Source organism: Aminobacter sp. LjRoot7 (assembly GCF_964252895.1).
Taxonomy (GTDB): Bacteria; Pseudomonadota; Alphaproteobacteria; order Rhizobiales; family Rhizobiaceae; genus Aminobacter; species Aminobacter aminovorans_B.
In genome coordinates this window covers 147,296-159,311 of sequence record NZ_CAXUPX020000008.1, presented here as the reverse complement: position 1 = coordinate 159,311, position 12,016 = coordinate 147,296, and the positions used below count along the sequence as shown (strand labels likewise).

The following is a 12,016-nucleotide window of genomic DNA, read 5'->3' as shown; positions in this document are numbered from 1 at the left end:
CGGGTGCTTGACCAAGGGTCCGCGCACTACCACATATGGCGCGACAGACAACTCCAAGAGGATCGCATCATGGCCACCGTCAAGATCGACAACAGCAATTTCAAGTCCGGCGTGCTCGAGGCCAAAGAGCCTGTCGTCGTCGATTTCTGGGCTGAATGGTGCGGCCCCTGCAAGATGATCGGCCCGTCGCTCGAAGAGATTTCCAACGAGCTCGCCGGCAAGGTCAAGATCACCAAGGTCAACATCGACGAGAACCCTGAGATCGCCGCCCAGTTCGGCGTGCGCTCGATCCCGACGCTGATGATCTTCAAGGACGGCGAAGTCGCCGACATCAAGGTCGGCGCGCTGCCCAAGACGGCACTGTCGCACTGGATCAGCGGCAACGTTTGATCGCTCGTATCATCCAACTGAAAAAGCCCGGCTTTGGCCGGGCTTTTTTGTATCCGAGATTCTGTTGGCCTCAGGTCGGCGGCGTGCCGTTTGCCGCCAGCACCTCGCCCACCAGATAGAGCGAGCCGCCGATCAGGATGCGCGGCGCCGGCTCGTTCTCGTCCCAGGTATCGCGCAAGAGCATCAGCGCGTTGGCAACCGAGCTCACCGGCTCGGCCGACAGCCCGGCCTCGGTGGCGCGCACCGCCAGCTCCTCGTTGGGAACGCCGGCATCGCTCATCGTCACCGGTACGGTGTAGACATGGCGCGCCATGCCATGGAACGGCTTGAAGTAGCCGGTCTGGTCCTTGGTGTTGATCATGCCGGAGATCAGGAACAGCGGCCGCGGGAACTTCTCTTCCTGTTCGGTCAGCGCCTCGGCAATGACAGTGCCGGCGCCGGGATTGTGGCCGCCGTCGACCCAGACCTCGGCGCCCTTTGGCGCCAGCTCGCTCAGCGCGCCCTGCGGCAGGCGCTGCATCCGCCCGGGCCAGGTCACCGACGCCATCGCCTTGTCGGCGGCGCGTTCGTTGACCGGGAAACCGGCTGCCTTCACCGCGGCAATTGCCGCTGCGGCGTTGGCAAACTGGTGACGGCCAGGCAGGCGCGGCGGCATGAGGTCCATCAGGCCGGTCTGGTCCTGGTATATCATGCGGCCGTTTTCCTCGAAGGCGACGAAATCCTGGCCATAGACCTCGAGCGGGCAATTCAGCCGCTCGGCGGTGTCGATCAGCACCTGCTGCGCTGCCTCGGTTTCCTGCGCGCCGACGACGACTGGGCAGCCGCGCTTGATGATGCCGGCCTTCTCGGCGGCGATCAGCTCGACCTTGTCGCCGAGATAGGCTTCATGGTCCATCGACACCGGCATGATCACCGACACGGCCGAGCGCTTGATGACATTGGTGGCGTCGAAACGTCCGCCGAGGCCAACCTCGATGATGCAGGCGTCGGCCGGATGCTCGGCAAACAGCACGAATGTGACTGCGGTGAGGATCTCGAAGACGGTGATCTTCTCGCCGCGATTGGCTTCGCCGACGCGGCGCACGGCGTCCGCCAGCGCGTCGTCGGCCACAAGCTTGCCGCCACCCGGTGCTGCAAGGCGATAGCGCTCATGCCAGTTCACCAGATGCGGCGAGGTATGGACATGGACCAGCAGGCCCTGGGCTTCCAACAGTGCGCGCGAGAATGCGGCACAAGAACCCTTGCCGTTGGTGCCGGCGATGTGGATCACCGGCGGCATGTGGTCCTGCGGATTGCCCAGCCTTTCGAGCAGGCGCGTGATGCGGTCGAGCGAAAGGTCGAAGCCCTTCGGATGGAGCGCCAACAGGCGCTCGATTTCGAGATCGGCTTCGAGCGTGGTCATGGCATTCCCCCGGGCGCTACGCTGCTGCGGTCAGATCAGGCTTGCGGGCGGCGTTCCGGCACAGGCACGACGGGCGGCAGGATCTCGGCCTCGACAGCCTTGGCCGCCACCGGCGCCTTGGTCAGGATCTTGAGCAGGTTGGCAACCGTCGACTTCATTTCGAGACGCGACACCACCATGTCGACCATGCCGTGGTCCATCAGGTATTCGGAGCGCTGGAAGCCTTCCGGCAGCTTTTCGCGGATCGTCTGCTCGATGACGCGCGGGCCGGCAAAGCCGATCAGCGCGCCTGGCTCGGCGATGTGGACGTCGCCCAGCATCGCATAGGAGGCGGTGACGCCGCCGGTCGTCGGGTTGGTCAGCACCACGATGTAGGGCAGGCCTGCTTCCTTCAGACGATCGACGGCGACCGTCGTGCGGGGCAGTTGCATGAGGGACAAGATGCCCTCCTGCATGCGCGCGCCGCCGGAAGCGGCGAACAGGATCAGCGGGCGCTTCTTCTCAAGCGCAACCTCGAAGGCGCGGATGATGGCGTCGCCGGCAGCCATGCCGAGCGAACCGCCCATGAAGGCGAAGTCCTGCACGGTGACGACGACGGGCAGGCCTTCGATCTTGCCGGTACCCGACAGGATCGCGTCGTCCATGCCGGTCTTGGTCTTGGCGTCCTTCAGGCGGTCGACGTAGCGCTTCTCGTCGCGGAACTTCAGCGGGTCGGTGACGACCTTGGGGTTCTCGATGGCCTCATAGCGGCCGTCGTCGAAGAAGAAGCGCAGCCGCTCCTTCGCCGAAATCTTCATGTGGTGGCCCGAGGACGGGATGACGTACTGGTTTTCCTCGAGGTCCTTGTGGAACACCATCTCGCCGCTCTCGGGATCCTTGATCCAGAGATTGTCGGGCATTTCCCGGCGGCCAAGCATCGAGTTGATCTTGGGGCGGACGTAATTGGTAATCCAGTTCATGGCAGTGGTCCTCTTCGAGCCCAGGACATGGGGTATTTATTGGGCGGGAGCAAGGCGTGCGGCGCGAACGCCTTGGGACAAGCCGGTGACCAGCGTTGCCACGGCCTCGGCCGGGTCGGCGGTCTTTTCGCCCTTCGGTCCAATGACATTGGCCACCGCATTGACGATTGCCGTGCCGACAACCACGCCGTCGGCGGAGGCGCCGATGGTGCGCGCCTGCTCGGCGGTCTTGACGCCGAAGCCGACGCAGACAGGCAGGTCGGTGTGTGCCTTGATGCGGTTGACCGCCTCGGCGACCTTCGAGGTGTCGGCCAGCGCCGAGCCGGTGATGCCGGTCATTGACACATAATAGACGAATCCGGAGGTGTTCTCGAGCACCTTGGGCAGGCGCTTGTCGTCGGTCGTCGGCGTTGCCAGGCGGATGAAGTTGATGCCGGCCTTCAGCGCTGGGATGCACAGCTCGGCATCCATCTCCGGCGGCAGGTCGACGACGATCAGGCCATCGATGCCGGAGGCGACTGCCTCCTCGAGGAAGCGGTCGACGCCATAGATGTAGATCGGGTTGTAGTAGCCCATCATCACGATCGGCGTGTCGTTGTCGTCCTTGCGGAACTCGCGCGCCATCTGAAGCGTCTTGGCCAGCGTCTGGCCCGCCTTCAGCGCGCGCAGGCCGGCGGCCTGGATCGCCGGGCCGTCGGCCATCGGATCGGAAAATGGCATGCCGAGCTCGATGATGTCGCTACCCGCCTTGGGCAGCGCCTTCATGATCGACAGCGACGTCTCGTAGTCGGGGTCGCCGCCCATGAAATAGGTCACCAGCGCCGGGCGTCCCTCGGCCTTCAGCTTCGCCATGCGGCGGTCGATGCGGGTGGTCGTCATGATCAGATCTCCATGCCCAGCATCTTGGCCACCGTATGCACGTCCTTGTCGCCGCGGCCGGACAGGTTGACGATCATCACCTTGTCCTTGCCCATCGTTGGCGCGACCTTGACCGCATGCGCGATCGCATGGGCGGATTCGAGCGCCGGGATGATGCCTTCCACCTTGGTGGTCAGCTGGAACGCGTCGAGGGCCTCGTCGTCGAGGATCGGAACATAATCGACGCGGCCGCTGTCGCGCAGCCAGCTATGCTCGGGGCCGACGCCGGGATAGTCGAGACCGGCCGAGATCGAGTGGCCGTCGAGGATCTGGCCGTCGTCGTTCTGCAAAAGATAGGTGCGGTTGCCATGCAGCACGCCCGGCTTGCCGGCGCTCATCGAGGCGCAGTGCTCGATGCCGTCGAGGCCGCGTCCGCCGGCTTCGATGCCGACGATCTTGACGCTGCGGTCGTCGAGGAACGGATGGAACAGGCCGATCGCATTCGAGCCGCCGCCGACAGCGGCGACGATCATGTCGGGCAGGCGGCCTTCCTGTTCGAGGATCTGGGCGCGTGCCTCGGTGCCGATCACCGACTGGAAGTCGCGCACCAGTTCCGGATAGGGGTGCGGGCCGGCAGCCGTGCCGATCAGGTAATAGGTGTCGTGCACGTTGGTGACCCAGTCGCGCAGCGCCTCGTTCATCGCGTCCTTCAGCGTGCCGTGGCCGGCGCTGACCGGGCGCACTTCGGCACCGAGCAGCTTCATACGGAACACGTTCGGCTTCTGCCGCTCGACGTCGGTGGCGCCCATGTAGACGAAGCACGGGAAACCGAAGCGCGCGGCAACGGTGGCGGATGCCACGCCGTGCTGGCCAGCACCCGTCTCGGCGATGATGCGGGTCTTGCCCATGCGCTTGGCGAGCAGGATCTGGCCGAGGCAGTTGTTGATCTTGTGCGAGCCGGTGTGGTTCAGGTCCTCGCGCTTGAAATAGATCTTGGCGCCGCCGAGATGGCGGGTCAGGCCTTCGGCGTAATAGAGCTTCGACGGCCGGCCGGCGTAGTAGGTCGACAGCTCGTTGAGCTCCGCCTTGAAGGCCGGGTCATTCTTGGCCTCGTCCCAGTGGCGCTGCAGCTCAAGGATCAGCGGCATCAACGTCTCGGCGACGAAGCGTCCGCCAAAGATGCCGAACATGCCCTGTTCGTCGGGACCGGTACGGAAGGAATTGGGCTCTGCCGGCTGGTTCAAGGCCGATCTCCTTGCGGCTGGAGGCTCACTCAGGCGGCGCTGTCTTCGCGCGCGGCCCGGACGGCCCTGAAGAAATTGTCGATCAGCGCCGCATCCTTGACGCCGGGTGCGCTTTCCACGCCCGATGAGATGTCGATGCCGGGCGGGTTTGCGAGCCTGAGGGCGTCGCCGATATTGGCGGCGTTCAAGCCACCGGAAAGCATGTATTCGACGGAGGCGTCAAGGCCCGCGAGCAACCGCCAGTCGAAGGAAACGCCATTGCCGCCGGGCAATTCGGACCCTGCGGGCGGCTTGGCGTCGAAAAGCAGGCGGTCGGCGACCCCCGCATAGGGCACGATGGCGTCGAAATCCCGGGCCTCGCGAATGGAAAAGGCCTTCATCACGGGCAGGCCGTGGCGCACCTTCACCTCGGCGACGCGCTCGGGCGTTTCCTTGCCGTGCAGCTGCAGCATATCGGGCTTCACTTCAGCCACGATCGCATCGAGAAAGGCGTCGTCGGCATCGACGGTGACGGCTACTGCCTCCGCACGGCCCTTCGCGGCCTGGCGTAACTGCCCGGCGAGTGCGGGCGACACGTTGCGCGGGCTCTTGGCAAAGAAGATAAACCCGACATGGCTCGCACCATTGCCTAGCGCGGCTTCAAAGGTTTCGGCGGTGCTGAGGCCGCAGATCTTGATGTCGAGTGCCATGGGCCGGAATTGACACGAAAAGGCGGCGAAGTCGAGAACAGCTTGCGAAAGGCAAGCGTCAGCCAGCGACGCACCGCGCCGGGGAATGCTGAAATGGCCTTGCGGCGCTCATATGCGGCGATCGCCCGGAAGCGGTCGTAGTCAATCGGCTCGCGCGATGAAGGACTGAATGCTGGCGGTTGTCGGTCGGGCTGCATGGCAGGTCCCTCGGTGAAGACATGCCGAGGAACTATCATTTCCCTCACTGCCAATAATCAGCTAGATTGCCCATTCATTCATGAACTGAGATCACGAATATGGCATCCTCGGATGACATGAAGGCCTTTGTGCGCGTCGTCGACCTAGGCTCTTTTGCAAAGGCGGCAGATGACCTGCGCGTCACCCCGTCGGCCCTGTCCAAGCTGGTGTCGCGGCTCGAGGACAGGCTGGGCGTCCGGCTTTTGACACGCACAACACGCCGGCTGGCGCTGACCTCGGAAGGAACCTTGTTCCTCGAGCGGGCACGCGAAGTTCTTGAACTCATCGACCTCGCCGAGGCCGACGTCGCGTCGGCGCGGGCGAAGCCCAAGGGCCTGCTGCGCGTCAATTCCAGCACCGGTTTCGCCCGGCAGACCCTGCTTCATGCGGTGCCGGAGTTCCTGCGACGCTACCCGGAGGTCTCAGTTGACCTGACCCTGATCGACCGCCTCATCGATCCTGTCGCCGAACAGGTCGATATCGTTCTCCGCGGCAGCCCGACGTCGGGTTCGGAGATGGTGTCGCGGCAGCTGGCCGAAGGCCGCCGCCTGATCTGCGCCGCGCCTTCCTATCTGGCCCGTGCAGGCACGCCGCGCTCGGCCGCCGAACTCGTCGGGCACAATTGCGTCCCGCTTTCGGGCCAGTCGGCGCCGACCACCTGGCCGCTGGCAAGCGGCGACAGCATCGTCCGCTTCCAGCCCTCGGGCAATTTCACCTGCGATAATGTCGGCATGCTGTTCGACCTCGCCGTCGAAGGCCACGGCATCGTCCGCCTTGCCGACTTCGTCCTCGGCCAGGCGGTGCGCGACGGGCGGCTGATCGAGATCCTCGCCGACATCAACCGCTCGGATACGATCTCGCTCTGGGCGCTGATGCCCAAGGGCCGCTTCCGCGTGCCGCGCGTGCAGGTGTTTCTCGATTTCATGGAGCAGTGGCTGAGGGCGTAGTTACCCTCCCCCTTGTGGGGAGGGTCGGCCTCATTCAAACACGATCGCCTGCAGTGCCCCGCCATTGCGCTTGAGCCAGGCCTTGCAGCGCTCGGTGTCGGGGCACAGCTCTTCGCACAGCTTCCAGAATTTCGGGCCGTGGTTCATCTCGCGGAGATGCGCGACCTCGTGGGCGACGAGGTAATTGATGACCGGTGTCGGCGCCATCATGATCCGCCACGAGAACGACAGCACGCCGTCGGAGGTGCAAGAGCCCCAGCGGCTCGTCGTGTCGCGGAAGCGGATCGCCTTGGCGCGGCGGCCGGCGGCCTCGCAGTGCCTGACGACCATCGCTTCGATGTCGCGTTTGGCCTCGCGCTTGAGGAAGTCGGCGATGCGGCGCGGCAGGTGCATCCGGTCGCCATGGACGACCAGCGTCGGACCGCTGTCGTCCTGCGACTGGCGCACGGTGCCGCGCGTGCCGCCTTCATGGACGATGAGATGCGGCACGCCGCGGATCGGGATCTTGATGCCGGGGCGCACCTGCGGCCGGTCGGGCACCTTGGCGAGGCGCTGTTCCAGCCAGCCCTGGTGGCGGTCGAGAAAGCGGTCGACTTCGCCCTGGCGCAGGCCGGGCGGCACGGTGATGCGCAGGCCGCGGCCGCCGGCGTCGATGCGCAGCGTCAGCCGGCGCGCCCGGTCGTTCTCGACGATCCTGAGCGGCAACGTGCGGCCGGCCACGACATGGTCCCGTTCCAGGACGGGTGTCGGCGCCGGCTTGGTCAGCTTGCGGAAGAAGCCAAAGGACATGGTGCGAGACTAGATGATTCGAGTGACATCGGCGCAATAGAAACGGCGCCGCGTTCACGGCGCCGTTGGCATTCAGCAGTTTGGGCTGGCCTTAGTCGTCAAGCAGGCCCGACTTGCCGCCCTTCTTGGGCGTGACGGTGGGGGCCGTTGGCTTGTTGCGGTTGGCCATGAAGCGGTCGAAGTCGTCCTGGTCCTTGGCCCGGCGCAGTTCGCGGGCATAGGAGTCGAATTCGTCGCGCATCTCGTCGAGCTTGCGACGCTCTTCGTTCAGGCGCTCGAGTTCCTTCTCGCGCCAGTCGTCGAAAGCGACGTTGCCGGTATGGGCGCTGGCCCGGTACGAAGCCTTGCGGCAGCCGGCGAAGATGCCGTCGGTCGCACGGTTGACGTCGCGCTTGAAACCGTCAAGCCGGTCGCCCCAGATGATGTAGGCAAGCATGGCGAGGCCGAGCGGCCAGAACACCATGAAGCCGATCACCATCAACGCGATGGTTGCCGGCGTCCAAGCCGGACGGATCAGTGCAGTCGTGTTCATAGTAGATTGCCGTTCCTTTGTTCGAGGCAGCAGGGAAAAATGCTGCTCATATCGACATGGGAAAGCAAAAATGGCGATTCAAGACGGTGCCGGCCAAAACCGGACAAGACCTTGTCAAACCTAGCCTTTTTTGAAGTTCTCGAGCACCAGTACGACAACCCCCGCGACCAGCCCCCAGAAGGCCGAGCCGACGCCGAGCAAAGTCAGCCCCGAGGCGGTGACCACGAAGGCGATCGTCGCCGCCATGCGGTGGTGGTCGTCCTTGAGCGCGATGGCGAGGGCGTTGGCCAGCGACGACACCAGCCCCAACCCCGCCACCAGCACGATCAGGCTCGGCGGCAGCACGGCAAACACTGCCACCAGCGACGCGCCAAAGGCAGCGAAGACCAGATAGGCGAACGCATAGAACGGCCCGGTCTTCCAGCGCTCCTTCATATCAGGGTGCACGTCGGGACCGGTGCAGATCGCAGCCGAGATCGCGGCGAGATTGGTGGTCGAGGCACCGAACGGCGCTGATAGCACTGAAAACAGCCCGGTCACGCCGATCAGCGGGCCGGGCTCCGGGTTGTAACCAGCGGCGCGCAGCACGGCGAGGCCCGACAGGTTCTGCGAGGCCATGGTGACGAGATAGAGCGGCAACGCCAGGCCGATCGTGGCGGTCAGCGTGAACTCCGGCGCGATCAGTGTCAGCGTCGACAGTTCCGGCACGGGCAGGGTGCCGACACGGCCGGTCAGGAACGCAGCCAACCCGCCGCCAACCAGCACCACCAGCACCGACAGCGCCGGATTGTAGAGCCGAACCAGGAAGAATGCGCCGATCAACGGCAGGATCAGCCACGGGTCAGAGGGCACGGCCTTGGCCGCATTGATGGCGAAGGTGACGACGATGCCGGCCAGCATGCCCGAGGCGACCGAGGCCGGGATGCGCGAGATCAACTGCGTCAGCGGCTTGATCAGCCCGGTCAGCACCAAAAGCACGCCGGCAACCAGGAAGGCTCCGACCGCCTCGTTGATGGTAAAGCCGCTGCTCGCCGCGATCAGCGCCGCACCCGGCGTCGACCAGGCCGAGATAACAGGCATCTTCGTCTGCCACGACAGCCAGGCGGTCTCGAACGCCATGGCAAGGCAGATAGCGGTGACCCAGCTGGCGGTCTGGATATGCGTCGCGCCCACTGCGTCGGCGGCGGCAACGATGATGGCGAGCGTGCTGCCGAAGCCGACAATGGCCGCGACGAAGGCCGAGATCGGGATCGAGATGCGCATCGGCTCAGCCAGCCCGTGCGATGGTTTCGCCGACCGCCCGCGTCAGAAGATCGAGATCCTCCGGCCGCGACAGGCGGTGGTCGCCGTTCGGCACCAAGGACAGCGTCGCGTCGTCGGCGGGCAACAGGCTCATCAGCTTGAGCGCATGGCTGTGCGGCACGTCGGGGTCGGCAAGGCCCTGGATGATGTGGACGGGGCAATGCGTGTGGATCGGTCCGGTCATGACCAGATTGTTGCGGCCGTCCTCGATCAGGGCGCGGGTGTAGATGTAGGGCTCCGGCGAATATTCCGACGGCTCCTCGAAATAGCCCTTCTCGGCCAGGTCCTTGCGCTGGGCCTCGGTCAGCTCCGGCTCGATCAGCTCGGCGGTGAAGTCGGGCGCCGGCGCTAGCAGCACCAGCCCGGCGACGCGGTCGCCCTCGCCTGCCTTGTTGAGCTCGGCATTCATCCGGAGCGCGATCCAGGCGCCCATCGACGAGCCGACAAGCACTTGCGGTCCGGTGGTGACTTTGCGGAACACAGCGAGGCTCTCGGCCAACCATCTGGAGATCGTGCCGTCGGCGAATGCGCCGCCGCTCTCGCCATGGCCGGAATAGTCGTGGCGCAGGAAGGCGCGGCCCTCGCCCGCGGCCCATGCCGCCAGCGTCTCGGCCTTGGTGCCCAGCATGTCGGACTTGTAGCCGCCGAGCCAGACGACGCCGGGCGCAGCCCCATCCTGATGCCTGAAGGCAATGCGGGTGTTGTCGACCTCGATGAAGTCCGGCGCGCTTGCAGTCATGTCAAATCCCCTCGGCAGCGACTTGTGGCACAGCCGGCCTGATGCGGAAAGTGCCCCAAGAATCGTTCTATTGGGGCAGTTCGCATGCGCAGAAGCAGGTGATTTGTTGCGAGTGCTGTGTTATTGACTTCGCCCGCGCGCTACCCACATTGGCGCGTCAGACATTCAACAACGTCAATGGCTCGAGGAGACAACGACCATTCGCAGACCTTTTAAAGCAGCCGCGCCTACCAAGGACGGCCCGCGCTCCAACCGTGACATCCGGGTTCCCCGGGTCCAGCTGATCGACGTCGACGGTTCCAACCGTGGCGATGTTTCCATCAACGACGCACTCCTGGCCGCCGAAGAGGCAGGCCTCGATCTCGTAGAAATTTCCCCCAACGCCACGCCGCCCGTCGTCAAGATCCTTGACCTCGGCAAGCTGAAATACGCCAACCAGAAGAAGGCGGCTGAGGCGCGCAAGAACCAGAAGGTCATCGAGATCAAGGAGATCAAGATGCGCCCGAACATCGACAGCCACGACTACGAGACCAAGATGAAGGCGGTCCGCCGCTTCTTCGAGGAAGGCGACAAGGTCAAGCTGACGCTGCGTTTCCGTGGCCGCGAAATGGCGCATATGGAACTGGGCATGCAGCTCCTCAACAAGGTGCGCGAGGAAACCGCCACCATCGCCAAGGTCGAAGCCGAGCCCAAGCTCGAAGGCCGTCAGATGATGATGGTGCTCGCGCCACGCTGATGCCATCTTGCGCGCCCAGACGGACGCGCAATGCACCGATGCCCCGGCGTTCGCCGGGGCAATCCTTCCCGACAGAGGTGCCGAAAGGCTGACCTGCCCGCGCAGGGGCGGCTGGAGAGTTTGGCCGCCATGAGCAGCAACGACACGTCAGGCCTGGGCCGATACCAGAGCATGCGCCGGCTTGTGCTGGCCGTGCTGGTGGTTGCGATGTTCGCGGCCTTGCTGTTCGGCCAGTCGACCTTCCCGCCCGATACCACCGTCCACGAAGTCGTGGAGATGGTTGGCATCCTGCTGATCTTCCTCGGCATCGTCGGCCGTCTGTGGTGCACGCTCTATATCGGCGGGCGCAAATCGGGCGAGGTCGTCATTGGCGGCCCCTACTCGATCACCCGCAACCCGCTTTATGTCTTCTCGACGCTGGCTGCTGCCGGCGTCGGCGCGCAGATGGGCTCGATCGTCGCCACGGTCGGCTTTGCCGTGTTGTGCGCGGCAGCCTTCCACGTTGTCATCCTGCGCGAGGAACGGCACCTCGGCGAGCTGTTCGGTCGCGCATATCAGGCCTATGTGGCCCGGGTGCCGCGCTTCTTCCCGAAGCTCTCGCTTTATCAGGAAGGCGACACCGGCAGTTTCCGGCCAAAGCTTTTGCTCAACACCTTGCTCGACGGCCTGGTGTTCCTCGTCGCGCTGCCGGTTTTCGAGCTGATCGACCACGCCCAGGTCACGGGCGCACTTCCGGTGCTGTTCCGCATCCCCTGAGGCCGCGGAAACATTGCGGTTGCGGCTGTTTCAGGGTGTTGCGCTGCGTCAAACTTCCGCGTATATAGCCGCGTCCCAGAACCGCCCGGCAGGGCATGCCGTGGCGGTTTCATTTGCTTTTCGGGCTTTGGTCGGCCTGAAAACAACAACATGAAGGGATTTCGAAGCACTTTCGGGTGCTGCGCGATCCTGAAGAACGGAGTAGCAAAATGCCCAAGATGAAGACCAAATCGGCTGCCAAGAAGCGGTTCAAGGTTACCGCGACTGGCAAGGTCCTGGCGGCTGCCGCTGGCAAGCGCCATGGCATGATCAAGCGTTCCAACAAGTTCATTCGCGATGCTCGCGGCACGATGGTTCTGGCTGAACCGGATGCCAAGAAGGTCATCAAGAATTTTCTGCCGAACGGCCTCTGAGCCCGGCCTGGACAACGTTTAAG

General features: G+C 64.6%; 14 protein-coding genes. 5 read left to right on the top strand and 9 right to left on the bottom strand.

Annotated features, from left to right (window positions below; all coding sequences use genetic code 11):
• Window positions 1-69 precede the first annotated feature (69 nt).
• The gene (gene trxA / locus ACSQ3E_RS21620; RefSeq protein ID WP_067955731.1) at window positions 70-390 is read left to right on the top strand and encodes a thioredoxin; all 321 of its coding nucleotides are present in this window, start codon (window positions 70-72) and stop codon (window positions 388-390) included.
• 70 nt (window positions 391-460) lie between these two features.
• Here trxA and ACSQ3E_RS21615 read toward each other — a convergent pair whose 3' ends face one another.
• The 5 genes from ACSQ3E_RS21615 to ACSQ3E_RS21595 are packed head-to-tail and all read right to left on the bottom strand — an operon-like array spanning window position 461 to window position 5,542.
• Window positions 461-1,792, bottom strand: a complete 1,332-nt coding sequence (locus tag ACSQ3E_RS21615) for a bifunctional folylpolyglutamate synthase/dihydrofolate synthase (protein WP_436124273.1) — start codon at window positions 1,790-1,792, stop codon at window positions 461-463.
• 35 nt (window positions 1,793-1,827) lie between these two features.
• Entirely contained in the window at window positions 1,828-2,751 is a 924-nt protein-coding gene (accD, locus tag ACSQ3E_RS21610) for an acetyl-CoA carboxylase, carboxyltransferase subunit beta (protein ID WP_310325550.1), read from the bottom strand.
• 36 nt (window positions 2,752-2,787) lie between these two features.
• The gene (gene trpA, locus ACSQ3E_RS21605; RefSeq protein WP_310325548.1) at window positions 2,788-3,630 is read right to left on the bottom strand and encodes a tryptophan synthase subunit alpha; all 843 of its coding nucleotides are present in this window, start codon (window positions 3,628-3,630) and stop codon (window positions 2,788-2,790) included.
• Between the two features lie 2 nt (window positions 3,631-3,632).
• Window positions 3,633-4,853, bottom strand: coding sequence for a tryptophan synthase subunit beta (trpB, locus tag ACSQ3E_RS21600; RefSeq protein ID WP_310325546.1), 1,221 nt, complete (start codon window positions 4,851-4,853; stop codon window positions 3,633-3,635).
• Between the two features lie 29 nt (window positions 4,854-4,882).
• Entirely contained in the window at window positions 4,883-5,542 is a 660-nt protein-coding gene (locus tag ACSQ3E_RS21595) for a phosphoribosylanthranilate isomerase (protein ID WP_436124272.1), read from the bottom strand.
• 296 nt (window positions 5,543-5,838) lie between these two features.
• On the opposite strand from ACSQ3E_RS21595, the gene ACSQ3E_RS21590 reads away from it, so the two are divergent.
• On the top strand, window positions 5,839-6,726 hold the full coding sequence (locus ACSQ3E_RS21590) for a LysR substrate-binding domain-containing protein (protein ID WP_436124271.1): 888 nt from the start codon (window positions 5,839-5,841) through the stop codon (window positions 6,724-6,726).
• Between the two features lie 30 nt (window positions 6,727-6,756).
• Here ACSQ3E_RS21590 and ACSQ3E_RS21585 read toward each other — a convergent pair whose 3' ends face one another.
• From ACSQ3E_RS21585 to ACSQ3E_RS21570, 4 genes are all read right to left on the bottom strand, one after another.
• On the bottom strand, window positions 6,757-7,515 hold the full coding sequence (locus ACSQ3E_RS21585) for a M48 family metallopeptidase (protein WP_436124270.1): 759 nt from the start codon (window positions 7,513-7,515) through the stop codon (window positions 6,757-6,759).
• A 91-nt stretch (window positions 7,516-7,606) separates the two neighbouring features.
• Window positions 7,607-8,047: a DUF2852 domain-containing protein gene (locus ACSQ3E_RS21580; RefSeq protein ID WP_436124269.1), complete on the bottom strand. Its 441-nt coding sequence runs from the start codon at window positions 8,045-8,047 to the stop codon at window positions 7,607-7,609.
• A 120-nt stretch (window positions 8,048-8,167) separates the two neighbouring features.
• On the bottom strand, window positions 8,168-9,310 hold the full coding sequence (locus tag ACSQ3E_RS21575) for a benzoate/H(+) symporter BenE family transporter (RefSeq protein ID WP_436124268.1): 1,143 nt from the start codon (window positions 9,308-9,310) through the stop codon (window positions 8,168-8,170).
• Window positions 9,311-9,314: 4 nt separating this feature from the next.
• Entirely contained in the window at window positions 9,315-10,088 is a 774-nt protein-coding gene (locus ACSQ3E_RS21570; RefSeq protein WP_436124267.1) for an alpha/beta hydrolase, read from the bottom strand.
• Window positions 10,089-10,287: 199 nt separating this feature from the next.
• On the opposite strand from ACSQ3E_RS21570, the gene infC reads away from it, so the two are divergent.
• The 3 genes from infC to rpmI all read left to right on the top strand — a co-directional run bounded on the left by infC (window position 10,288) and on the right by rpmI (window position 11,993).
• Window positions 10,288-10,824: a translation initiation factor IF-3 gene (gene infC, locus ACSQ3E_RS21565; RefSeq protein WP_109578358.1), complete on the top strand. Its 537-nt coding sequence runs from the start codon at window positions 10,288-10,290 to the stop codon at window positions 10,822-10,824.
• Window positions 10,825-10,953: 129 nt separating this feature from the next.
• Window positions 10,954-11,580, top strand: a complete 627-nt coding sequence (locus ACSQ3E_RS21560) for a methyltransferase family protein (protein ID WP_436124266.1) — start codon at window positions 10,954-10,956, stop codon at window positions 11,578-11,580.
• 209 nt (window positions 11,581-11,789) lie between these two features.
• A complete protein-coding gene (gene rpmI, locus ACSQ3E_RS21555; protein WP_018430570.1) occupies window positions 11,790-11,993 on the top strand; it encodes a 50S ribosomal protein L35 in 204 nt (67 codons plus the stop codon).
• The last annotated feature ends 23 nt before the right edge of the window (window positions 11,994-12,016 follow it).

What these genes read in the sequence shown, in the direction of transcription:
- trxA (WP_067955731.1), top strand. Translation starts at nt 70, where the DNA reads ATGGCCACCGTCAAGATCGACAACAGCAATTTCAAGTCCGGCGTGCTC.
- ACSQ3E_RS21615 (WP_436124273.1), bottom strand. Translation starts at nt 1,792, where the DNA reads ATGACCACGCTCGAAGCCGATCTCGAAATCGAGCGCCTGTTGGCGCTC.
- accD (WP_310325550.1), bottom strand. Translation starts at nt 2,751, where the DNA reads ATGAACTGGATTACCAATTACGTCCGCCCCAAGATCAACTCGATGCTT.
- trpA (WP_310325548.1), bottom strand. Translation starts at nt 3,630, where the DNA reads ATGACGACCACCCGCATCGACCGCCGCATGGCGAAGCTGAAGGCCGAG.
- ACSQ3E_RS21595 (WP_436124272.1), bottom strand. Translation starts at nt 5,542, where the DNA reads ATGGCACTCGACATCAAGATCTGCGGCCTCAGCACCGCCGAAACCTTT.
- ACSQ3E_RS21590 (WP_436124271.1), top strand. Translation starts at nt 5,839, where the DNA reads ATGGCATCCTCGGATGACATGAAGGCCTTTGTGCGCGTCGTCGACCTA.
- ACSQ3E_RS21585 (WP_436124270.1), bottom strand. Translation starts at nt 7,515, where the DNA reads ATGTCCTTTGGCTTCTTCCGCAAGCTGACCAAGCCGGCGCCGACACCC.
- ACSQ3E_RS21580 (WP_436124269.1), bottom strand. Translation starts at nt 8,047, where the DNA reads ATGAACACGACTGCACTGATCCGTCCGGCTTGGACGCCGGCAACCATC.
- ACSQ3E_RS21575 (WP_436124268.1), bottom strand. Translation starts at nt 9,310, where the DNA reads ATGCGCATCTCGATCCCGATCTCGGCCTTCGTCGCGGCCATTGTCGGC.
- ACSQ3E_RS21570 (WP_436124267.1), bottom strand. Translation starts at nt 10,088, where the DNA reads ATGACTGCAAGCGCGCCGGACTTCATCGAGGTCGACAACACCCGCATT.
- ACSQ3E_RS21560 (WP_436124266.1), top strand. Translation starts at nt 10,954, where the DNA reads ATGAGCAGCAACGACACGTCAGGCCTGGGCCGATACCAGAGCATGCGC.
- rpmI (WP_018430570.1), top strand. Translation starts at nt 11,790, where the DNA reads ATGCCCAAGATGAAGACCAAATCGGCTGCCAAGAAGCGGTTCAAGGTT.